This window comes from Massilia sp. YIM B02769 (genome assembly GCF_030411995.1).
GTDB lineage: Bacteria > Pseudomonadota > Gammaproteobacteria > Burkholderiales > Burkholderiaceae_D > Telluria.
This window is the reverse complement of the sequence record NZ_JASNRC010000006.1, coordinates 75,519-96,475: the sequence shown is the minus strand read 5'-3', so window position 1 is coordinate 96,475 and position 20,957 is coordinate 75,519. Positions and strand designations below refer to the sequence as shown.

At 63.1% G+C, this 20,957-nt stretch carries 23 protein-coding genes; all 23 read left to right on the top strand.

From position 1 onward, the window contains the following. Position 1: 1 nt before the first annotated feature. The 23 genes from QPK31_RS11120 (at position 2) to QPK31_RS11010 (ending at position 20,933) form a co-directional block, all read left to right on the top strand. Positions 2-481 (top strand): NADH-quinone oxidoreductase subunit B family protein, encoded by a 480-nt coding sequence (locus tag QPK31_RS11120; RefSeq protein WP_056333529.1) that lies wholly within the window; start codon positions 2-4, stop codon positions 479-481. Positions 482-497: 16 nt separating this feature from the next. Continuing rightward, complete coding sequence (locus tag QPK31_RS11115) at positions 498-1,091, top strand: NADH-quinone oxidoreductase subunit C (protein ID WP_290423007.1); 594 nt, start codon at positions 498-500, stop codon at positions 1,089-1,091. After that, positions 1,091-2,344, top strand: coding sequence for an NADH-quinone oxidoreductase subunit D (locus tag QPK31_RS11110; protein WP_290423006.1), 1,254 nt, complete (start codon positions 1,091-1,093; stop codon positions 2,342-2,344). Before QPK31_RS11115 ends, QPK31_RS11110 begins: the two co-directional genes overlap by 1 nt. A gap of 23 nt (positions 2,345-2,367) precedes the next feature. Beyond that, positions 2,368-2,856, top strand: a complete 489-nt coding sequence (gene nuoE, locus QPK31_RS11105) for an NADH-quinone oxidoreductase subunit NuoE (protein WP_290423005.1) — start codon at positions 2,368-2,370, stop codon at positions 2,854-2,856. Continuing rightward, positions 2,853-4,148: an NADH-quinone oxidoreductase subunit NuoF gene (gene nuoF, locus QPK31_RS11100; RefSeq protein ID WP_290423004.1), complete on the top strand. Its 1,296-nt coding sequence runs from the start codon at positions 2,853-2,855 to the stop codon at positions 4,146-4,148. The genes nuoE and nuoF overlap by 4 nt, the downstream gene beginning before the upstream one ends. Before the next feature lie 21 nt (positions 4,149-4,169). Beyond that, complete coding sequence (nuoG, locus tag QPK31_RS11095; RefSeq protein WP_290423003.1) at positions 4,170-6,506, top strand: NADH-quinone oxidoreductase subunit NuoG; 2,337 nt, start codon at positions 4,170-4,172, stop codon at positions 6,504-6,506. After that, entirely contained in the window at positions 6,506-7,588 is a 1,083-nt protein-coding gene (gene nuoH, locus QPK31_RS11090) for an NADH-quinone oxidoreductase subunit NuoH (protein ID WP_290423002.1), read from the top strand. The genes nuoG and nuoH overlap by 1 nt, the downstream gene beginning before the upstream one ends. A gap of 14 nt (positions 7,589-7,602) precedes the next feature. Continuing rightward, on the top strand, positions 7,603-8,091 hold the full coding sequence (gene nuoI / locus QPK31_RS11085) for an NADH-quinone oxidoreductase subunit NuoI (RefSeq protein ID WP_290423001.1): 489 nt from the start codon (positions 7,603-7,605) through the stop codon (positions 8,089-8,091). Positions 8,092-8,114: 23 nt separating this feature from the next. Next, entirely contained in the window at positions 8,115-8,801 is a 687-nt protein-coding gene (locus QPK31_RS11080) for an NADH-quinone oxidoreductase subunit J (protein WP_290423000.1), read from the top strand. After that, complete coding sequence (nuoK, locus tag QPK31_RS11075) at positions 8,798-9,106, top strand: NADH-quinone oxidoreductase subunit NuoK (protein WP_056333562.1); 309 nt, start codon at positions 8,798-8,800, stop codon at positions 9,104-9,106. The genes QPK31_RS11080 and nuoK overlap by 4 nt, the downstream gene beginning before the upstream one ends. 40 nt (positions 9,107-9,146) lie before the next feature. After that, positions 9,147-11,249 (top strand): NADH-quinone oxidoreductase subunit L, encoded by a 2,103-nt coding sequence (gene nuoL / locus QPK31_RS11070; RefSeq protein ID WP_290422999.1) that lies wholly within the window; start codon positions 9,147-9,149, stop codon positions 11,247-11,249. A gap of 22 nt (positions 11,250-11,271) precedes the next feature. Then, complete coding sequence (locus QPK31_RS11065) at positions 11,272-12,771, top strand: NADH-quinone oxidoreductase subunit M (RefSeq protein ID WP_290422998.1); 1,500 nt, start codon at positions 11,272-11,274, stop codon at positions 12,769-12,771. 15 nt (positions 12,772-12,786) lie between these two features. Continuing rightward, on the top strand, positions 12,787-14,289 hold the full coding sequence (nuoN, locus tag QPK31_RS11060) for an NADH-quinone oxidoreductase subunit NuoN (protein WP_290422997.1): 1,503 nt from the start codon (positions 12,787-12,789) through the stop codon (positions 14,287-14,289). Continuing rightward, positions 14,290-14,625, top strand: a complete 336-nt coding sequence (locus tag QPK31_RS11055) for a DUF2818 family protein (RefSeq protein ID WP_290422996.1) — start codon at positions 14,290-14,292, stop codon at positions 14,623-14,625. It begins immediately after the preceding gene. Positions 14,626-14,655: 30 nt separating this feature from the next. Further along, positions 14,656-15,210, top strand: coding sequence for an NUDIX domain-containing protein (locus QPK31_RS11050; protein ID WP_290422995.1), 555 nt, complete (start codon positions 14,656-14,658; stop codon positions 15,208-15,210). Position 15,211: 1 nt separating this feature from the next. After that, positions 15,212-15,904 (top strand): hypothetical protein, encoded by a 693-nt coding sequence (locus tag QPK31_RS11045; protein WP_290422994.1) that lies wholly within the window; start codon positions 15,212-15,214, stop codon positions 15,902-15,904. Beyond that, entirely contained in the window at positions 15,901-16,605 is a 705-nt protein-coding gene (ispD, locus tag QPK31_RS11040) for a 2-C-methyl-D-erythritol 4-phosphate cytidylyltransferase (RefSeq protein ID WP_290422993.1), read from the top strand. Before QPK31_RS11045 ends, ispD begins: the two co-directional genes overlap by 4 nt. 7 nt (positions 16,606-16,612) lie before the next feature. Beyond that, positions 16,613-17,125 (top strand): 2-C-methyl-D-erythritol 2,4-cyclodiphosphate synthase, encoded by a 513-nt coding sequence (gene ispF, locus QPK31_RS11035; RefSeq protein ID WP_229438575.1) that lies wholly within the window; start codon positions 16,613-16,615, stop codon positions 17,123-17,125. A gap of 103 nt (positions 17,126-17,228) precedes the next feature. Further along, on the top strand, positions 17,229-17,546 hold the full coding sequence (gene sugE / locus QPK31_RS11030; RefSeq protein WP_290422992.1) for a quaternary ammonium compound efflux SMR transporter SugE: 318 nt from the start codon (positions 17,229-17,231) through the stop codon (positions 17,544-17,546). A gap of 288 nt (positions 17,547-17,834) precedes the next feature. Continuing rightward, on the top strand, positions 17,835-19,085 hold the full coding sequence (locus QPK31_RS11025; protein WP_290422991.1) for an MFS transporter: 1,251 nt from the start codon (positions 17,835-17,837) through the stop codon (positions 19,083-19,085). A 17-nt stretch (positions 19,086-19,102) separates the two neighbouring features. Then, a complete protein-coding gene (locus QPK31_RS11020) occupies positions 19,103-19,411 on the top strand; it encodes a hypothetical protein (RefSeq protein WP_290422990.1) in 309 nt (102 codons plus the stop codon). 81 nt (positions 19,412-19,492) lie between these two features. Beyond that, on the top strand, positions 19,493-20,047 hold the full coding sequence (locus QPK31_RS11015) for an NADPH-dependent FMN reductase (RefSeq protein ID WP_290422989.1): 555 nt from the start codon (positions 19,493-19,495) through the stop codon (positions 20,045-20,047). Positions 20,048-20,294: 247 nt separating this feature from the next. Continuing rightward, positions 20,295-20,933 (top strand): phasin family protein, encoded by a 639-nt coding sequence (locus QPK31_RS11010; RefSeq protein WP_290422988.1) that lies wholly within the window; start codon positions 20,295-20,297, stop codon positions 20,931-20,933. The last annotated feature ends 24 nt before the right edge of the window (positions 20,934-20,957 follow it).

Here is a 20,957-nt window from a genome sequence, read left to right as displayed (position 1 = left end):
CATGGCTATTCATGAAGGCGTTCTAAACGAAGGTTTCATTACCACCACAGCCGATAAGCTGATCAACTGGGCACGCACGGGATCGATGTTCCCGATGACGTTCGGCCTGGCCTGCTGCGCGGTCGAGATGATGCACGTGGGCGCCGCCCGCTACGACCTCGACCGTTTCGGCATCGTGTTCCGCCCCTCGCCGCGTCAGTCCGACGTGATGATCGTGGCCGGCACGCTGTGCAACAAGATGGCGCCGGCGCTGCGCAAGGTCTACGACCAGATGGCCGAACCGCGCTGGGTGATCTCGATGGGTTCCTGCGCCAACGGCGGCGGCTACTACCACTATTCGTACTCGGTGGTGCGCGGCTGCGATCGTATCGTGCCGGTGGACGTGTATGTGCCGGGCTGTCCTCCGACGGCTGAAGCACTGCTGTACGGCATCATGCAGCTGCAGAACAAGATCAAGCGCACCAACACCATCGCGCGTTAAACCAGCCGGATTCACCATGACGACAAAACTCGAAGTCCTCCAACTCGCCCTGGAAAAAGCACTGGGCGAGGGCGCTGCCATTTCCGCTGCGCTCGGCGAAGTGACCGTGGTGGTCAAGGCCGCCAACTACCTGGCCGCGATGCAGACCCTGCGCGACGATCCGTCGCTGAAATTCGAAGAGCTGATCGACCTGTGCGGCGTCGATTATTCCCAATATGGGGAAGGCACCTGGGATGGCCTGCGCTACGCGGTCACTTCCCACCTGCTGTCGATCGAGCATAACTGGCGCGTGCGCGTGCGCGTGTTCTGCCCGGACGACGAGATGCCGCTGGTCGAATCCGTGACCGGCATCTGGCGTGCCGCCAACTGGTACGAGCGCGAAGCGTTCGACCTGTATGGCATCCTGTTCGACGGTCACGGCGACCTGCGCCGCATCCTGACCGACTATGGCTTCATCGGCCACCCGTTCCGCAAGGACTTCCCGATCTCGGGCTACGTCGAAATGCGCTACGACCCCGAGCAGAAGCGCGTGATCTACCAACCCGTGACGATCGAGCCGCGTGAGAACATCCCGCGCGTGATCCGCGAAGAAACCTACGGGATGAAATAATGGCTGAGCTTAAGAACTACACCTTGAACTTTGGTCCGCAGCACCCGGCAGCGCACGGCGTGCTGCGCCTGGTGCTGGAGCTGGACGGCGAAGTGATCCAGCGCGCCGACCCGCACATCGGCCTGCTGCACCGCGGCACCGAGAAGCTGGCGGAAACCCGCACCTACCTGCAGTCCGTGCCTTACATGGACCGCCTCGACTACGTGTCGATGATGTGCAACGAACACGGCTACGTACTGGCAGTGGAAAAGCTGCTGGGCATCGAAGCGCCGATCCGCGCGCAATACATCCGCGTGATGTTCGACGAAATCACCCGCCTGCTGAACCACCTGATGTGGCTCGGCGCGCACGCGCTCGACATCGGCGCCATGGGCCCCTTCCTGTACGCCTTCCGCGACCGCGAAGACCTGTTCGACGTCTACGAGGCGGTGTCGGGCGCGCGCATGCACGCGGCCTACTACCGCCCGGGTGGCGTCTACCGCGACCTGCCGGACACCATGCCGCAGCATAAAGAGTCGATCATCCGCTCGAAGAAGGCGATCGCCCAGCTGAACGAAGACCGCCAGGGTTCGGTGCTCGACTTCATCGAAGCCTTTACGAAGCGCTTCGACGGTTATGTGGACGAATACGAGACCCTGCTGACCGATAACCGTATCTGGAAGCAGCGCACGGTCGGCATCGGCGTCGTGTCGCCGGAAGCGGCCAAGGCAATGGGCTTCACCGGCGCCATGCTGCGCGGCTCCGGTGTGGCCTGGGACCTGCGCAAGACCCAGCCCTACGCCGTCTACGACAAGCTCGAGTTCGACGTCCCGGTCGGCACCAACGGCGACTCCTACGACCGCTACCTGGTGCGCGTGGAAGAAATGCGCCAGGCCAACCGCATCATCAAGCAGTGCATCGCCTGGCTGCGCGTGAACCCGGGTCCGGTCATGGTCGACAACCACAAGGTGGTGCCGCCGGCGCGCGAAGAGATGAAGTCGAACATGGAATCGCTGATCCACCACTTCAAGCTGTTCACCGAAGGCTTCCACGTCCCGCCGGGCGAGGCCTATGCCGCGGTCGAGCACCCGAAGGGCGAGTTCGGCATCTACATCGTATCCGACGGCGCCAACAAGCCTTACCGCCTGAAGATCCGCACCCCCGACTATGCCCACTTGCAGAGCCTGGACGAGATGGCCCGTGGCCACATGATCGCCGACGCCGTCACGATCATCGGTACCCAGGACATCGTTTTCGGCTCCATTGACCGATAAAAGTCCGAAAGGCAGAAGAGATTATGTTGTTATCCGAGCAGTGCTATAAAAAAATCGACCGCGAGCTGGGCAAGTACCCGGCCGACCAGCGTCAATCGGCCGTGATGGCCGCGCTGGCGCACGCCCAGGTCGAACTGGGCTGGCTGTCGCCCGAAACCATGCAGGAAATCGCCGACTACATCGGCATGCCGGCGATCGCCGTGCAGGAAGTGGCGACCTTCTACAACATGTACAACACCCGCCCGGTCGGCAAGCACAAGATCACCGTGTGCACCAACCTGCCGTGCGCCCTGTCGGGCGGCGAGCGCGCCGCGCACCACCTGAAGCAAAAGCTCGGCGTGGATTTCCGCAGCACCACCGACGACGGCCAGTTCACCCTGCTGGAAGGCGAGTGCATGGGCGCCTGCGGCGATGCGCCGGTGATGCTGGTGAATAACCACCGCATGTGCTCGTTCATGAGCAACGACAAGATCGACGCCCTGGTGGATGAACTGAAGGAAGCGAAGCAATGACCAGCCTGCACGACCGTCACATCAACCCGCTGATCCTGAAGGATCTGAACGGCGAGAACTGGCACCTGGAAGACTACGTCAAGCGCGGCGGCTACTCGGCCCTGCGCAAGATCCTCGAAGGCGGCATCACCCAGGAACAGGTCATTGCCGACCTGAAGGCCTCGGGCCTGCGCGGCCGCGGCGGCGCCGGTTTCCCGACCGGCCTGAAGTGGAGCTTCATGCCGCGCCAGTTCCCTGGCCAGAAATACCTGGTTTGCAATACGGACGAGGGCGAGCCGGGCACGTTCAAGGACCGCGACATCATCCGCTACAACCCGCATGCGCTGATCGAAGGCATGGCCATCGGCGCCTACGCGATGGGCATTACCGTGGGCTACAACTATATCCACGGCGAGATCTTCCAGGAATACCTGCGCTTCGAAGAGGCGCTGGAAGAGGCGCGCGCCGCCGGCTTCCTGGGCGATAACATCATGGGTTCGGCGTTCAGCTTCCAGCTGCACGCCGCGCACGGCTACGGTGCCTACATCTGCGGCGAAGAAACCGCACTGCTGGAGTCGCTGGAAGGCAAGAAGGGCCAGCCGCGCTTCAAGCCGCCTTTCCCGGCCTCGTTCGGCCTGTACGGCAAGCCGACCACGATCAACAACACCGAGACTTTTGCTGCGGTGCCGTTCATCTTCAACGTCGGTCCGGAAGCCTACATGGGCATGGGCAAGCCGAACAACGGCGGCACCAAGATCTTCTCGATCTCGGGCGACGTCGAGCGTCCGGGCAACTACGAGATCCCGCTGGGCACGCCGTTCGCGACCCTGCTCGAGCTGGCCGGCGGTATGCGCGGCGGCAAGAAGATCAAGGCCGTGATTCCAGGCGGTTCCTCGGCTCCCGTGATCCGCGGCGAAGTCATGATGGAAACCAACATGGACTACGACTCGATCGCGAAAGCCGGCTCGATGCTGGGTTCGGGCGCCGTGATCGTCATGGACGAGACGCGCTGCATGGTCAAGTCGCTGCTGCGCCTCTCGTACTTCTACTACGAAGAGTCCTGCGGCCAGTGCACGCCGTGCCGCGAAGGCACCGGCTGGCTGTACCGCATGGTGCACCGTATCGAAAACGGACAAGGCCGTCCGGAAGACATCGAACTCCTGAACAACGTGGCGTTCAACATCAAGGGCCGCACGATTTGCGCCCTGGGCGAAGCGGCAGCCATGCCGGTGGAAGCCATGATCAAGAACTTCCGTGAGGAATTCATTCATCACATCGAGCACAAGCAATGCTGCGTGCCCGAGTACCTTTAAGCCAGGTCAGGTAACGATCAAATGGTTGAAATTGAATTAGACGGCAAAAAAGTCGAAGTCGCACCAGGTTCCATGGTGATGGACGCCGCAAACAAACTCGGGACCTACATTCCGCACTTCTGCTATCACAAGAAATTGTCGATCGCAGCGAACTGCCGCATGTGCCTGGTCGAAGTGGAAAAAGCGCCGAAGCCGATGCCGGCTTGCGCCACGCCGGTTTCGCCGGGCATGGTGGTGCGTTCGCACAGCGACAAGGCCGTGGCCGCGCAGAAGTCGGTCATGGAATTCCTGCTGATTAACCACCCGCTGGATTGCCCGATCTGCGACCAGGGCGGCGAATGCCAGTTGCAGGACTTGGCGGTCGGCTACGGCAAGGGCGAATCGCGCTACAACGAAGAAAAGCGCGTCGTCACGCCGAAGGAAGCCGGCCCGCTGATCTCGATGGAAGAGATGTCGCGCTGCATCCAGTGCACCCGTTGCGTGCGCTTCGGCCAGGAAGTGGCCGGCGTCATGGAGTTCGGCATGCTGGGCCGCGGCGAGCACTCGGAAATCACGACCTTCGTCGGCAAGACGGTTGATTCCGAAGTCTCGGGCAACATGATCGACCTGTGCCCGGTCGGCGCGCTGACCTCGAAGCCTTTCCGCTACTCGGCACGTCCGTGGGAACTGCAACGCCGCAAGTCGGTGTCGCCGCACGACTCGCTCGGCACCAACCTGATCGTCCAGGTCAAGGGCGGCAAGGTGATGCGCGTGCTGCCGCTGGAAAACGAAAACATCAACGAATGCTGGCTGTCCGACAAGGACCGCTTCTCGTACGAAGCCCTGGACAACGCCGACCGCCTGATCAACCCGATGATCAAGCAGGGCGGCCAGTGGATCGAAACCGACTGGAAGACCGCGCTCGAATACGTGGCCCACGGCATCCGTAACATCCGCCACGAGCACGGCGCCGACAGCATCGCCGCTGTTGCCACCGCCCACTCGACCGTGGAAGAGCTGTACCTGCTGAACAAGGCCATGCGCGGCTTCGGCGTGAACGCCATCGACTTCCGCCTGCGCCAGAGCGACTTCGCCCTGGACGGCGCCGTCACGCCTTGGCTGGGCATGCCGATCGCCGAACTGTCGAACCTGAAGCGCGCGTTCGTGATCGGCTCCTTCCTGCGCAAGGATCACCCGCTGGTCGCGACCCGCCTGCGCCAGGCAGTGAAGGGCGGCGCCAAGCTGGCTATCCTGCACGGTTCGGACGAGGACAACCTGATCCCGACCGCCAACAAGATCATCGCCGCGCCGACCGACTGGCTGGCCGCACTGAGCGAAATCGTCTCGGCCATCGCCGCGTCGAAAGAGACCGCCGCGCCTGCCGGCTTCGAGAACGTGCAAGCGGGCGACGCCGCCAAAGCCATCGCTGCTTCGCTGGTTGCCATCGACGCCGACGTCGCTGGTGCTGTGCTGCTGGGTAACTCGGTCCTGCACCATCCTGAAGCCTCGAAGATTCACGCCGCCGCGCAGTGGATCGCGGACGCCACCGGCGCCAAGTTCGGCTACTTCGTCGAAGCGGCGAACACGGTCGGCGGCCACCTGGTTGGCGCGACCACGAACACCGATTTGTTCAGCGTACCGAAGAAAGCTTATGTGCTGCTTAACGCGGAACCGGAACTCGATGCGGCCAACCCGCAGCAAGCCCTGGCCGCGCTGAAGGGCGCCGAGATGGTCGTTGCCATGTCGCCGTTCAAGCACGGCATGGACTACGCCGACGTGCTGCTGCCGATCTCGCCGTTCAGCGAGACCGCCGGCACCTTCGTGAACTGCGAAGGCCGCGCACAGAGCTTCAACGGCACCGTCAAGCCGCTGGGTGAAACCCGTCCGGCCTGGAAAGTGCTGCGCGTGATCGGTAACCTGCTGGGCCTGCAAGGCTTCGAGTACGAGACCGCCGAAGCGATCCGCGACGAAGCGCTGGGCAAAGGCGTGACCGATCATTCCGACAAGCTGAACAACGTGGCCAAGCTGGCCCCGTCGGCAGCTGCTCGTTCGGAAGAGAGCGGTTCGCTGCAGCGACTCGCCGACGTGCCGATCTATTTCGCCGACGCCATCGCGCGCCGTTCGGAACCGCTGCTGCGCACGGCCGATGCGAATGCACCGCTGGTGCGTCTGCCGTCGCAACTGGCTGAACAGCTGGGCGTGAAAGCCGGCGATACCGTGAAAGTCACCCAGGGCAATGGCTCCGCCATCCTGGTCGCCGACATCGACGCCCGCCTGCCGGCGAACGTCGTGCGCGTTGCCGCTGCCCACCCGGCCGTCGCCAGCCTCGGCGCCATGTTCGGCACCATCAACGTAGAAAAAGCAGGGGAGGGCAAGTAATGGCAACGCCCGGTTTTATCGATAGTTTTTATAACGGCGGCGATGCGCTGCTGGGCCAAGCCTGGCCGCTGTTCTGGACCCTGATCAAGATCCTGTGCGTCCTGCTGCCGCTGATGGGCCTGGTTGCCTACGCCACCTTGTGGGAACGCAAGCTGATCGGCTGGATCCAGATCCGCCTCGGCCCGAACCGCGTGGGTCCCGGTGGCCTGCTGCAGCCGATCGCCGACGCGGTCAAGCTGCTGCTGAAGGAAATCGTCATTCCTGCAAAGGCGACCACCAAGCTGTTCGTGCTGGGCCCGATCATGACCATCATGCCGGCCCTGGCCGCCTGGGCGGTCGTGCCTTTCGGCCCGGACGCGGCGCTGGCGAACGTGAATGCCGGTTTGCTGCTGCTGCTGGCGATCACCTCGATCGAAGTCTACGGCATCATCATCGCCGGCTGGTCGTCGAACTCGAAGTACGCCTTCATGGGCGCGATGCGCGCCTCGGCCCAGATGATTTCCTACGAAATCCCGATGGGCTTCGTGATGGTCGTGGTGCTGATGGTGACCGGTTCGCTGAACTTCACCGACATCGTCCAGAGCCAGCAGGTCGGCATGGCCGCTTCGCACGGCCTGAACTTCCTGTCGTGGAACTGGCTGCCGCTGCTGCCGCTGTTCTTCATCTACTTCATTTCCGGCCTGGCCGAATGTAACCGCCACCCGTTCGACGTCGTCGAAGGCGAATCGGAAATCGTGGCCGGCCACATGGTGGAGTACTCGGGCATGTCCTACGCGATGTTCATGCTGGCCGAATACGCCAACATGATCCTGATCGGCACCCTGGCCTCGATCATGTTCCTGGGCGGCTGGAGCGCACCGTTCGGCTTCCTGGAATTCGGCGGCGCCTTCGGCGGCTTCTTCTGGCTGTTCCTGAAGATGTTCCTGATGGTCTCGGCCATGGTCTGGGTGCGCGGCACCTTCCCGCGCTACCGCTATGACCAGATCATGCGCTTGGGCTGGAAAGTATTCATCCCTATCACGCTGGTCTGGCTGGTGCTGGTTGCCGGCGTCATGCAGACGTCCTGGAACATCTGGAAGTAAGAGAGCGTATTCACATGAACCGAATTAAAGAAATCCTCGGCAGCCTGATGCTGACCGAGCTCTTCAAGGGCCTGGCCCTGACGGGGCGCTACGCCTTGTCGCGCAAGATCACGGTGCAGTACCCGGAAGAAAAGACGCCGATGTCGAACCGCTTCCGCGGCCTGCACGCGCTGCGCCGCTACCCGAACGGGGAAGAGCGCTGCATCGCCTGCAAGCTGTGCGAAGCGGTGTGCCCGGCCATGGCCATCACGATCGAATCGGCGCAGCGCGAGGACGGCACCCGCCGCACCACGCGCTACGACATCGACCTGACCAAGTGCATCTTCTGCGGCTTCTGCGAAGAGTCCTGCCCGGTCGACTCGATCGTCGAGACCCACGTGCTGGAATACCACGGCGAAAAGCGTGGCGATCTCTACTACACCAAAGAGATGCTGCTGGCCGTGGGCGACCGTTACGAAGCCGACATCGCTGCCGCCCGCGCGGCTGACGCGAAGTACCGTTAACAAGAAAAAGGTCCCCGTCAGTCATGGATACCACGATTTTTCCAACCATCCTGTTCTACGTGTTCGCGGCCGTCATGGTCGTGTCCTCGCTGCTCGTCGTCACCTCGAAGAACCCGGTCCACGCCGCGCTGTTCCTGGTGCTGGCCTTCTTCAACGCGGCCGGCATCTGGCTGCTGCTGAAGGCCGAATTCCTCGCCATCGTGCTGGTGCTGGTGTATGTCGGCGCTGTCATGGTGCTGTTCCTGTTCGTCGTCATGATGCTCGACATTAACGTCAACCGCATGCGCGAAGGCTTCTGGGGCTATCTTCCAATGGCCCTCGGCATCGGCGCCTTCATCGTGCTGGAAATGGCACTGGTGCTGTGGAACGGCTTCAACACCGTCGGCCTGAGCAGCGAAGCGGCGGCCCTGAACCTGGGCGGCACCCGCGAGCTGGGCCTGCTGATCTACACCCGCTACATCTACGGCTTCGAAATCGCCGCCGTGGTGCTGCTGGTGGCGATCATCGCCGCCGTCGCCCTGACCCTGCGCAAGCGCAAGGACAGCAAGGCCATCGACCCGGGCGCCGCCGTGCGCGTGAAACGTAACGACCGCCTGCGCATCGTCAAGATGGAAGCGGTGAACCAGCGCGCCATCGACGAAGCCAACGTGGCCGCCGCCGCTGCTGCCGCGAATGCAGCTGCAGCGCAGAACAAGGAGCAAAACCCGTGACTTTATCGCTTGCACACTACCTGGTCCTGGGCGCGATCCTGTTCGCGATCTCGATCGTCGGTATTTTCCTGAACCGGAAGAACATCATCATCCTGCTGATGGCCATCGAACTGATGCTGCTGGCCGTGAACCTGAACTTCATCGCCTTCTCGCATTACCTGGGCGACGCGGCAGGGCAGATCTTCGTGTTCTTCATCCTGACCGTCGCGGCCGCCGAATCGGCGATCGGCCTGGCGATCCTGGTGGTCCTGTTCCGTAACCTGGACACGATCAATGTGGAAGACCTCGACAGCCTCAAGGGCTGATCCGGTCTCGGCTGATAATTAATAACGATTAAGGTTCAACATGGCGGGGCAACTCTCTTCCTCAATGTTACTGGCGGTGCCTCTGGCGCCGCTGGCGGGCTCGGCGATCGCCGGCCTGCTCGGTACCAAGTTTCTTGGTAACGTGGTCGGCCGCAAGGTCTCCCACACGGCGACCATCCTGGGCGTCCTGATCGCGCTGATCATTTCGGTGCAGACCCTGATGGCCGTGCTCGACGGCGCCAGCTTCAACCAGGATATCTACACCTGGATGACGGTCGGCACCGTCAAGCTGGCGGTCGGCTTCCAGATCGACACGCTGTCGGCGATGATGATGTGCGTGGTCACCTCGGTCTCGCTGATGGTCCACATCTACACCATCGGCTACATGGCCGAGGACGAAGGCTACAACCGCTTCTTCTCGTACATCTCGCTGTTCACCTTCGCCATGCTGATGCTGGTCATGTCGAACAACTTCCTGCAGCTGTTCTTCGGCTGGGAAGCGGTGGGCCTGGTGTCGTATCTGCTGATCGGCTTCTGGTACACCCGTCCGACCGCGATCTTCGCCAACATGAAGGCCTTCCTGGTCAACCGCGTGGGCGACTTCGGCTTCATCCTCGGTATCGGCCTGCTGCTGGCCGCGTCGGGCTCGATGCAGTACACCGACGTCTTCGCGCAAGCGGATCGCCTGGCCGGCCTGACGGTCCCCGGCATCGGCTGGCCGCTGCTGACCGCCGCCTGCATCTGCCTGTTCATCGGCGCGATGGGTAAATCGGCGCAGTTCCCGCTGCACGTCTGGCTGCCAGACTCGATGGAAGGCCCGACCCCGATCTCGGCACTGATCCACGCCGCGACCATGGTTACCGCCGGCATCTTCATGGTGTCGCGCATGTCGCCGCTGTTCGAGCTGTCGGACGGTGCGCTCTCCTTCATCATCGTGATCGGCGCGATTACCGCACTGTTCATGGGCTTCCTGGGCATCATCCAGAACGACATCAAGCGCGTGGTCGCTTACTCGACCCTGTCGCAGCTGGGCTACATGACCGTCGCCCTGGGCGCTTCGGCATATTCCGTCGCCGTGTTCCACCTGATGACCCACGCCTTCTTCAAGGCGCTGCTGTTCCTCGGCGCGGGTTCGGTCATCATCGGCATGCACCACGACCAGGACATGCGCAACATGGGCGGCCTGCGCAAGTACATGCCGATCACCTGGATCACCTCGCTGCTGGGCTCGCTGGCCCTGATCGGCACCCCGTTCTTCGCCGGTTTCTACTCGAAGGACTCGATCATCGAAGCGGTGCACGCCTCGAACATCCCGGGTGCGGGCTTCGCCTACTTCGCGGTGCTGGCCGGCGTCTTCGTGACCGCCTTCTACTCGTTCCGCATGTACTTCCTGGTGTTCCACGGGGAAGAGCGCTTTGGCAAGGCTCACGCCCATGATCACCACGATGATCACAAGCAGGCTGTCGCCGCTGGCCATGGCCACGCCGACCCGCACGCCGAGCACGATTCGGACGCGCACCATGAGGAAGAAGACCACGGCCACCACGGCCTGGCCCCGGGCCAGAAGCCGCACGAGTCGCCATGGGTCGTGACCCTGCCGCTGATCCTGCTGGCGATCCCTTCGGTCATCATCGGTTACCTGGCGATCGGCCCGATGCTGCACGGCGACTTCTTCAAGGACGTGATCTTCGTCGGCGAAAACCACACCGCGATGGAAACCCTGCGCGAGGAATTCCATGGCGCCGTCGGCATGGCGATCCACGGCTTGACCACTGCACCGTTCTGGCTGGCACTGGCAGGCGTGGTCGTGGCCTACTACTGCTACATGATCAACCCGCGCGTCCCGGCCTGGTTCTACGCCAAGTTCAAGCCGCTGCACACGCTGCTGGACAACAAGTACTACATGGACAAGTTCAACCAGGCAGTGTTTGCCGGCGGCGCACGCGCCATCGGCGGCGGCCTGTGGAAAGTGGGCGACCGCGCGCTGATCGATGGCCTGGTCGTCAACGGTTCGGCCAAGGCGGTCAGCTGGTTCGCGCTGCTGACCCGCAAGGGCCAGACCGGCTACATCTACCACTACGCGTTCGTGATGATTGCGGGTATCGCTGCGACCCTGCTGTACTTCTTCCCGTTCTGGCGCTAATCACAGGCAAAGAAAAAGACAAATGATGCAGAACTCCTCTCATTACCTGAGCCTTGCAATCTGGCTCCCGATCCTGTTCGGCCTGCTCGTGCTGGCCGTGGGCCGCGACAGCAACCGCGGTTTCGTGCGCGTGCTGTCGCTGGTCGGCGCCGTCGTCAGCCTGCTGCCGACGATCCCGCTGATCACCAACTTCGACAACGCCGCCCACGGCATGCAGTTCACTGAAGTGGCGCCGTGGATCGAGCGCTTCAACATCTTCTACCGTCTGGGTGTCGACGGCCTGTCGATGTGGTTCATCCCGCTGACCGCCTTCATCACCATCATCGTGGTGGCGGCGGCCTGGGAAGTCATCGAAGAGCGCGTGGCCCAGTACATGGGCTCCTTCCTGCTGCTGTCGGGCCTGATGATCGGCGTCTTCGCGGCCCTGGACGGCGTGCTGTTCTACTTCTTCTTCGAAGCGACCCTGATCCCGATGTTCATCATCATCGGCGTCTTCGGCGGCCCGAACCGCGTGTACGCAGCCTTCAAGTTCTTCCTGTACACCTTCTTCGGCTCGCTGCTGACCCTGATCGCGATCATCTACCTGTACAACGTCTCGGGTACCTTCGAGATCCAGAAATGGCATACCCAGATCCTGGGCATGAAGGAACAGATCCTGATCTTCATCGCCTTCTTCATGGCCTTCGCCGTGAAGGTGCCGATGTGGCCGGTGCACACCTGGCTGCCGGACGCCCACGTGGAAGCGCCGACCGGCGGTTCCGTGGTGCTGGCCGCGATCATGCTCAAACTCGGCGCCTACGGTTTCCTGCGGTTCTCGCTGCCGATCGCCCCGGACGCCTCGCACTACCTGGCCCCGGTCGTGATCGTGCTGTCGCTGATCGCCGTGATCTACATCGGCCTGGTCGCCATGGTCCAGAAGGACATGAAGAAACTGGTCGCCTACTCGTCGATCGCGCACATGGGTTTTGTTACCCTGGGCTTCTTCATCTTCAACGAGATGGGCGTGCAGGGCGGTATCATGCAGGCGATCTCGCACGGCTTCGTGTCGGGCGCGATGTTCCTCTGCATCGGCGTGCTGTACGACCGCATGCACTCGCGTGAAATCGCCGACTACGGCGGTGTCGTCAACACGATGCCGAAGTTCGCCGCCTTTGCCGTGCTGTTCTCGATGGCGAATGCCGGCCTGCCGGCCACCTCGGGCTTCATCGGCGAATTCATGGTCATCCTGGCCGCCGTGCAGTTCAACTTCTGGACCGGCCTGGCTGCTGGCACCGCCCTGATCCTGGGCGCCGCCTACTCGCTGTGGATGGTCAAGCGCGTGGTCTTCGGCCCGATCGGCAACAAGCACGTGGCCGAACTGGTTGACCTGAACAAGCGCGAGTTCGCGATCCTGGCAGTGCTGGCGATTGCCACGCTGTACATGGGCCTGTACCCGGCGCCGATCGCCGACACCCTGCAGACTTCGGTCGCAGACCTCCTGCAACACGTGTCCGTGAGCAAGCTGCCACAGCTGCCTCAATAAATCGATATGAACGAGATGAACAACACATTGCTAGCGGCGACCGACACCAACCTGGTGCCGGTGTATGCCGAAATCTTCCTCTTGATCGCGGCTTCCGCGATCCTGCTGATCGATATGTACCTGAAGGGGTCGCGCCGCAACGTGACCTACTACCTGTCGCTGCTGACCCTGGTCGGCTGCGCGGTGTTCAGCTGGGCCGACTTCAACAGCGGCGCCACCGTCTACACGTTCAACCACATGTACGTGTCGGACCCGATGTCGAACCTGCTCAAGCTATTCACTTACCTGGCCGTCGGCATCACGCTGATCTATTCGCGCCAGTACGCCACCGAGCGCGGCATGCTCTCGGGTAACCTGGGCGGCGAGTTCTACGTGCTCGCGCTGTTCGCCATGCTGGGCCAGATGATCATGATCTCGGGTAACAGCATGCTGTCGATCTACCTGGGCCTGGAACTGATGTCGCTGTCGCTGTACGCCCTGGTGGCGCTGCGCCGCGATCACGCGACCTCGACCGAAGCGGCGATGAAGTACTTCATCCTCGGCGCCCTGGCCTCGGGCTTCCTGCTCTACGGTATCTCGATGATCTACGGCGCCACCGGTTCGCTGGACGTCAACCAGATCGCCGCCCGCGCAGCAAGCGGCGCAAACAGCACCATCCTTGTCTTCGGCCTGGTGTTCGTGGTGGCCGGCATGGCCTTCAAGCTGGGCGCGGTGCCGTTCCACATGTGGGCGCCGGACGTCTACCAGGGCGCACCGACCGCCGTCACCCTGCTGCTGGGTGGCGCACCGAAGCTGGCCGCATTCGCCATGCTGATGCGCGTGCTGGTCGAAGGTCTGCCGAGCATGGCCGCCGACTGGCAGCAGATGCTGATGGTCCTGGCCGTGCTGTCGCTGGCCATCGGTAACCTGACCGCGATCGCCCAGACCAACATCAAGCGCCTGCTGGCCTACTCGTCGATCGCGCAGATGGGCTACGTCCTGCTGGCCATGATGGCCGGCGTGGTCGGTGGCGACGCCAGCAACATGCCGACCGCCTACAGCGCCGCCATGTATTCCTCCATTACCTATGTCCTGACCACCCTGGGCAGCTTCGGCCTGATCATGATGCTGGCGCGTTCGGGCTTCGAAGCCGAGCAGATCGCCGACTTCAAGGGCCTGGGCCGCCGCAGCCCATGGTTCGCGATCGTCATGACCGTCCTGATGTTCTCGCTGGCCGGCGTGCCGCCGATGATGGGCTTCATGGCCAAGTGGGCCGTGCTGCAGGCAGTCGCCAACACCGGCATGATCTGGCTGGCCGTCGTGGCCGTGCTGTTCTCGCTGATCGGCGCCTTCTACTACCTGCGCGTCGTCAAGACCATGTGGTTCGACGAAGCCGCCGACACCAGCCCGATCGCCACCCCGGCCGACATGCGTGTGGCGCTGTCGATCAACGGCATCGCGATCCTGGTCCTGGGCGTGGTCCCGGGCGCACTGCTGGGCACCTGCCTGCAGGCGATCCGCGCAACCCTGGCGGCCTGATTGGACGTTTCGCTGGCCGGCTGGTTGGTGGTGGCGGTGGCTCTGGCCGCCGCCAACCTCCCGTTCGCGAACGAGCGCCTGTTCGGATGCATCCCTCTGCCTTCTTCCGGGAAGGCTTCCCTTCAAGCCGGGCAGGCGCGCACGAAAACCTTCTTCGTGCGCCTGCTCGAGCTGCTTGTCTTATACTTCATCGTCGGCGCACTGGCCTGGCTGCTCGAATCCACCATCGGCAACGTGTTTGCCCAGGGGTGGGAGTTCTACGCCATCACCGGCTGCCTGTTCCTCGTGCTGGCGTTTCCAGGATTTGTACTACGTTACCTGCGCAAGCGCCGCTGATCGTCAACGTCGTCTCACCCTGGGAGTCCAATGGATTCGCTGAAAGAAACTCGCCTCGACGGCGAAGTCGCCTACGACGGCAAGTTCCTGAAAGTCTCGCGCGACCGTATTCAACTCCCTGACGGGAAAGTCACCCACCGCGAGTACATCCGCCATCCCGGCGCCGTCTGTATCCTGCCCCTGTTCGACGATGGCCGCGTGCTGCTCGAACGCCAGTTCCGCTATCCGAACGACCGCGTCTTCATCGAGTTCCCGGCTGGGAAGATCGACCTCGGCGAGGAACACCTGGCCTGCGCCCAGCGCGAGCTGGAAGAGGAAACCGGCTACACGGCCAGCGACTGGCGCTTTGTCTGCACCATCCACAATGCCATCGCCTATTCCGACGAGCACCTGGAACTGTTCCTGGCGCGCGGCCTCACGGTCGGCGAACAGAAACTCGATGAAGGCGAATTCCTGGAAATGTTCACCGTCACCGTGCCGGAATTGATGGCGATGGTCAAAAGCGGCGAGATCACCGACGTGAAGACCATCATCGGTGCCTTCTGGCTCGAGAAAATCGTCAACGGGACCTGGAACCCGGCCTGAGATGAAATGGGCGCTCGCGCTGGCCTCGCTGTTCGTGCTGGCCCCTGCGAGCGCGCGCACGCCCTTCCAGGCGAAATGCGAGGACACCATCGGACAGGCTGTCTCGGTGTTCACGCTGCGCCAGAACGGCTACCGTGTCGATCACTCCTATTCCTTCCACGGCCTCACGCGCCTGAAAGGCAAGCGCGCGCCAGGCACCTATGTGCTCGGGCTGACGCGCGCCGAGTCGCAGGTCACGATCGCCGCAACCGGGCGCATGCTGTCCGATCCCGCCACCGGCTACGAATGCGTTGCGCCGCGTCTCGAAGTCAACCTGACTTACCTGCCGATCATCGTCTATGTGGGCCGCGAGTTTGCGCCCGGTACCTGCGCGTACAAGGAAATCCTGGCGCACGAGATGCGCCACCTGAACACCTACATGGATTTCCTGCCGCGCGCCGAAAAGGTGGTGCGGGCGGCACTCGAGAAGCGTTTCGCGGGCAAACCGCTGTACGCGCCGGCCGGCCAGGCCCGGAATTTGTTGCAGCGCGAAATCGATACCGGCTGGATGAATTACATCAAGAACGAAATGGCGAAAGTCGAGGCCTTACAGGCAGCAATTGATACTCCGCAGGAATACGCGCGACTCGGCAAAGTTTGTGCAGGTGAGGTACAGTCTCTTATTAGACCGGCAAAACGAAAAAACAACACATGAATTCCTTGGCTCCACGTTACTTCGCTTTGATCCCCGCCGCCGGCGTCGGGGCGCGCATGGCCGCAAGCGGACCGAAGCAATACCTGAAAATCGGCGGCAAGCCGATGCTGCGCCACGCCATCGACGCTTTCCTGTTCAGCGAACTGATCGCGCACACCTATGTCGTGGTCAGCCCGGACGACCCTGTCATCGACAGCATCGTGCCCAGCCACGGCGTGACCGTGCTCCGATGCGGCGGTGCAACACGCGCCGAATCCGTGCAAAACGGCCTGGCCGCACTGAATGGCACCCTGCGCGAAAACGACTGGGTGCTGGTGCACGATGCCGCGCGTCCCGGCCTGGACGAAGCGCTGATCGAAAAACTGATTACCCATACCGGCGAACACCCGGTCGGCGGCGTGCTCGCGCTGCCGGTGGTCGATACCGTCAAGCGCTGCATCGCCGGCGAGGTCGGCACCGTCTCGCGCGAAGGCATGTGGCTGGCGCAGACGCCGCAGATGTTCCGCTACAAGCTGCTGCGCGACGCCTTGTCCGCTGCGCGTGACATGAAGCAGATCACCGACGACGCCTCGGCTGTCGAAGCGCTGGGCCTGTCGCCGAAACTGGTCGAGGGCGACCCGCGCAATTTGAAAGTCACGCTGCCCGGCGATATCCGCATTGCCGAGATGTACCTGGCAACGACCCAACCCGCATTCCTGTAATCGAACCATGGCACTTGCATCTTATAACCCCACTCCACCGTTTCGCATCGGCACCGGCTACGACTGCCACCGCCTGGTTGAAGGCCGTAAATTGATCGTCGGCGGCGTCACCATCCCGCACCGTCTCGGCCTGTTCGGCCACTCCGATGCCGACGTGCTGCTGCACGCGATCATCGACGCGCTGCTCGGTGCCGCCGCGCTGGGCGACATCGGCAAGCACTTCCCGGATACGGACCCGATGTTCGCCGGGGCCGATTCGCGCACCTTGCTGCGCGAAGCGGCGACGCGCGTGGTGGCGACCGGCTACACCATCGGCAACGTCGACGCCACCATCATTGCGCAACAGCCGAAGATGGCGCCGCACATCCCGCAAATGGTCTCGCGCATCGCCGAAGACCTGGGCGTGTCGCCGCAGCAGGTGAACATCAAGGCCAAGACCAACGAGAAGCTGGGGTATCTCGGACGGGAAGAGGGCATGGCGGCGGAAGCGGTGGCCATGCTGATTCGCGCAGCGGCATAAGTTTCACGGGCGGCCAGGCGCCGCCCTCCCATTCTTCACGAGGACGACCTCGCCCACATCGGGAAACACGACCGGGACGGCCCGGCTCTTCAAGGAGAGCCGTATGGCTTGGATCATGTTGTTCGTTGCGGGTGTGTTCGAGGTTGTCTGGGCGTATTCGATGAAGCAGTCGGAAGGGTTCACGCGGCTGCTGCCTTCCATTGTTACCATCGTCATGATGGCGGCCAGCTTCGGCTTGCTGTCGTTTGCGATGCGCTCGATTCCGCTGGGGACGGCGTACACGATCTGGACCGGGATCGGGGCGGTGGGGGCGTTTTTCGTCGGAATCGTTGTGCTCGGTGAGCATGTCAATCCGACGCGGATTATTGCTGCGCTGTTGATCGTCTCGGGGCTGGTGTTGATGAAGATGTCGGCGGATTAGACTGGCATCTCGACCTGCCTGCGCCGTACCGCGTGGACTCGGGAGTCCACCCTACGAAACCTCGACGCGCATGCGTTGCGTGATGGGTTCGAGAACCCACCCTACCCGATTTTGTAGGGTGGACACCTGTGTCCACGCGGTCGTACTTTAAAAAACCCTAACGCGATTGCCATCACATCCGCCAAACGAACGGCGAAAACTGCCACCCCCCCTGCAAACCCACCGCATCGTTGCTAAAATCCCATCCCTGACCCACGCGTGTCCAACGCGTCCATTCCGGGGAAAACAATGACAACGACCACCGAGATGTCCCCCCGCGCCGCCTGGGCGCTGATCCTGGCCGCCAGCGCCATCCTCATGATCACCATGGGCGCGCGCCTGACCACCGGCCTGTTCCTCTCGCCGATCAACACGGCCACCGGCCTCGGCATCGCCAGCATCAGCTTCGCCATGGCCATCGGCCAGTTCATGTGGGGCGCCTCGCAACCCGTGTTCGGCGCCGTGGCCGACAAATACGGCCCCGCGCGCGTGATCGTCCTCGGCGCGATCTTGCTCGCCGCCGGCCTGGCCGCCACGCCTTTCGTCAGCAGCGAATGGGGCTTGCTCATGACCCTCGGCATCCTGTCCGCAGCGGGCGCCGGCGCAGGCAGCTTCTCGATCCTGATCGGCGCCACCGCCCAGCGCCTGCCCGCAGCGCGCCGGCCCTTCGCATCCGGCTTCATCAATGCCGGCGGCTCCTTTGGGCAGTTCGTGTTCGCGCCCTTGATGCAGGTGCTGATCGCCGGCCCCGGCTGGATCCTCGCCATGCTTACCATGGCCGCCACCACCTTGCTGACCATTCCGCTGGCCTGGCCGCTGCGCGGGAAGCGCGCCCCGACGCCGAGCGTGGCAGCAGCCGGCGCGGCACCGATCGTCGGCATCGGCCTCACCGAACAACTGCGCCAGGCCATGCGCGACCGCAGCTACCTGTTCCTGCACGCCGGCTTCTTTACCTGCGGCTTCCACATCGCCTTCCTCGTCACCCACCTGCCGGGCGAGGTGGCGCTGTGCGGCCTGCCGGTCGGCGTGGCCGGCACCGCGCTCGGCCTGATCGGCCTGTTCAACATTGCCGGCAGCCTGACTGCCGGCGCCTTGTCGACGCGCTACCGCATGAAGAATCTGCTGGCCCTGATGTATTTCAGCCGTGCAGTCATCATCGGCATCTACCTGCTCGTGCCGAAGACCGCATTGACCTTCTACATCTTCGCTGCCGCCCTCGGCTTCACCTGGCTGGCCACGGTGCCGCCGACCGCCGGCCTGGTCGGCAAACTGTTCGGCACGCGCTACCTGGCGACATTGTTCGGCCTGACCCTGCTGTCGCACCAGATCGGCGGCTTCTTCGGCGCCTGGCTGGGCGGGCTGGCATTCGTGCGTTTCGGCGACTTCAGCTGGATGTGGTACGCCGACATTGCCCTGGCGCTGGCCGCGGCCCTGATCAACCTGCCGATCCGCGAAGCGCCGGTGGTGCGCGCCGGCATGCTGCCCGCGGCCAAGGCGTGAAGGTGGAGGCTTAACCCATGGCGCGCGATACCTGGGCCTACCGCGAAGTGGCCGTGCATTCGGTGCCTGATCCGCGCAGCGGCAAGCTGCGGATCCGCCCCATGCCGGGGCAAGCGTTCGCGCCGTCGATGCGGGTGCAATGCGCGCGCGCCATGAGCGACCCTGAACAGTATCCAGCCGGCACGCGTTTTCTGCTGCAAGCCAAGCTCACCGACCGCCTCGGCGGCGAGCCTTTCCTGTATGCCTGGCATGGCGATCCGGTGCAGGTGCTGAGTGCTGCGAAAGCGAAAAAGTTTCTTGCCGCCTTCCGCCGCGGACGCATCTGACCCCGGATTCGTCGCTACGCACATCCCGGTGCAAAAATGTTTACCATCGGGACTTTGCAAACGAAAAAGAAAGGGGAGTAAATGGCAACCAAGAAAATCGCAATCGTGGTGGGCAGCCTGCGCAAGGACTCGTTCAGCGGCAAGATCGCGAAAACCATGATCGGCCTCGCACAAGGCAAGCTCGACATGGAGATCGTCGAGATCCGCGACCTGCCGATGTACAACCAGGACGACGACACCGAGACGCCGCCGCAAGCCTTCACGACCTTCCGCGAGCAGATCCGCGCCGCCGACGGCGTGCTCTTCATCACGCCCGAATACAACCGCTCGGTGCCGGGCGCACTGAAGAACGCCATCGACGTTGGCTCGCGCCCTTACGGCAAGGCGGCCTGGGCCAACAAGCCCTGCGCCATCGTCAGCCAGTCGCCGGGCGCGCTGGGCGGCTTCGGCGCCAACCACCATTTGCGCCAGATGCTGCCTTTCCTGAACATGCCGGCCATGCCGGCGCCGGAAGCCTATCTCGGCGGCATCGCCACCAAGTTCGAAGGCGACCAGCTGACCGACGATTCGCTGCGCGACTTCCTGCAGACCTTCGTCGACACCTTTGCCGGCTGGGTGGAAAAGCATAGCGCCTGAGCCTTGCGCAAGCTTTACCTCGTTCTGAATCGCCGGCCTCGTGCCGGCGTTTTTCCTTCTTTTCCTCAGCCGCGCACTTTTGACCGGTCGCAAACGCGCGGGCCGGTGCTGCCCTAGCCTTGTAGCTCCGTGTGACAGACGGTCTCCCGCCAGCCGGGAAGGCCGCTCCGCTCTGCACGGCTGCACCGCGCCTGCCTTGACGGGCGGTGCGGAACATTACCTACAACCACATCTTACGAGGCGAAGAATGTATCCATTTTCCCAATCGGTTCACCCTGCAGTACGCACCCACCTGGACGCGCAAACCGCTTTCCTGAACGACGTGTCGAAATCCTTCTTCCAGTCCTTCCAGCAGATGTGCGACCTGAACATCCAGCTTGTGCAAACCATGCTCGAAGAAAGCGCCATCGCCAGCCAGCAACTGATCACGGCCGAACGCCAGAGCGAAGTCATCAGCGCTGCCGCCGCGCGTGCCCAGCCGACCAGCGAAAAACTGCGCGCCTACCAGCAGCACATCTCGCGCCTTGCAGCCGATGCCCAGGTCGAACTGGCGCGCGTGACCGAGCAGCACGTGCAAAACACCTCGCGCACCGCCCGCGCCCTGGCCGACGAAGTGTCGCGCACGGCAAGCGAAGAAACCGAACGCGGCCTGCGCAAGTCGCAGGAAACCGTGGAGCGCTTCACCGACCCGTTCGTGCGTTCGGGCTATACCGGCAATGGCCAGGCCGCGCCGCGCAGCGCCGGCCAGTCGCAGTCGTCTTCGCCATCGCAGTCCGCGCAAGGTAATGGCGGTACCTACGTACAGGGCGGGCAAAGCGGCAGCATCGGCCGCAGCGACGGCAGCCCTGCGGGCTCGCAGGCAGGCAGGGGCGCGCATAGCGCCTGATGCACAGGTGACCTGGTATCGGTA

What these genes read in the sequence shown, in the direction of transcription:
- nuoN (WP_290422997.1), top strand. Translation starts at nt 12,787, where the DNA reads ATGAACAACACATTGCTAGCGGCGACCGACACCAACCTGGTGCCGGTG.
- QPK31_RS11080 (WP_290423000.1), top strand. Translation starts at nt 8,115, where the DNA reads ATGGATACCACGATTTTTCCAACCATCCTGTTCTACGTGTTCGCGGCC.
- QPK31_RS11015 (WP_290422989.1), top strand. Translation starts at nt 19,493, where the DNA reads ATGGCAACCAAGAAAATCGCAATCGTGGTGGGCAGCCTGCGCAAGGAC.
- QPK31_RS11115 (WP_290423007.1), top strand. Translation starts at nt 498, where the DNA reads ATGACGACAAAACTCGAAGTCCTCCAACTCGCCCTGGAAAAAGCACTG.
- ispF (WP_229438575.1), top strand. Translation starts at nt 16,613, where the DNA reads ATGGCACTTGCATCTTATAACCCCACTCCACCGTTTCGCATCGGCACC.
- QPK31_RS11050 (WP_290422995.1), top strand. Translation starts at nt 14,656, where the DNA reads ATGGATTCGCTGAAAGAAACTCGCCTCGACGGCGAAGTCGCCTACGAC.
- nuoG (WP_290423003.1), top strand. Translation starts at nt 4,170, where the DNA reads ATGGTTGAAATTGAATTAGACGGCAAAAAAGTCGAAGTCGCACCAGGT.
- nuoE (WP_290423005.1), top strand. Translation starts at nt 2,368, where the DNA reads ATGTTGTTATCCGAGCAGTGCTATAAAAAAATCGACCGCGAGCTGGGC.
- QPK31_RS11110 (WP_290423006.1), top strand. Translation starts at nt 1,091, where the DNA reads ATGGCTGAGCTTAAGAACTACACCTTGAACTTTGGTCCGCAGCACCCG.
- nuoF (WP_290423004.1), top strand. Translation starts at nt 2,853, where the DNA reads ATGACCAGCCTGCACGACCGTCACATCAACCCGCTGATCCTGAAGGAT.
- nuoL (WP_290422999.1), top strand. Translation starts at nt 9,147, where the DNA reads ATGGCGGGGCAACTCTCTTCCTCAATGTTACTGGCGGTGCCTCTGGCG.
- QPK31_RS11065 (WP_290422998.1), top strand. Translation starts at nt 11,272, where the DNA reads ATGATGCAGAACTCCTCTCATTACCTGAGCCTTGCAATCTGGCTCCCG.
- ispD (WP_290422993.1), top strand. Translation starts at nt 15,901, where the DNA reads ATGAATTCCTTGGCTCCACGTTACTTCGCTTTGATCCCCGCCGCCGGC.
- QPK31_RS11120 (WP_056333529.1), top strand. Translation starts at nt 2, where the DNA reads ATGGCTATTCATGAAGGCGTTCTAAACGAAGGTTTCATTACCACCACA.
- sugE (WP_290422992.1), top strand. Translation starts at nt 17,229, where the DNA reads ATGGCTTGGATCATGTTGTTCGTTGCGGGTGTGTTCGAGGTTGTCTGG.
- nuoH (WP_290423002.1), top strand. Translation starts at nt 6,506, where the DNA reads ATGGCAACGCCCGGTTTTATCGATAGTTTTTATAACGGCGGCGATGCG.
- QPK31_RS11045 (WP_290422994.1), top strand. Translation starts at nt 15,212, where the DNA reads ATGAAATGGGCGCTCGCGCTGGCCTCGCTGTTCGTGCTGGCCCCTGCG.
- QPK31_RS11025 (WP_290422991.1), top strand. Translation starts at nt 17,835, where the DNA reads ATGACAACGACCACCGAGATGTCCCCCCGCGCCGCCTGGGCGCTGATC.
- nuoI (WP_290423001.1), top strand. Translation starts at nt 7,603, where the DNA reads ATGAACCGAATTAAAGAAATCCTCGGCAGCCTGATGCTGACCGAGCTC.
- QPK31_RS11010 (WP_290422988.1), top strand. Translation starts at nt 20,295, where the DNA reads ATGTATCCATTTTCCCAATCGGTTCACCCTGCAGTACGCACCCACCTG.
- QPK31_RS11020 (WP_290422990.1), top strand. Translation starts at nt 19,103, where the DNA reads ATGGCGCGCGATACCTGGGCCTACCGCGAAGTGGCCGTGCATTCGGTG.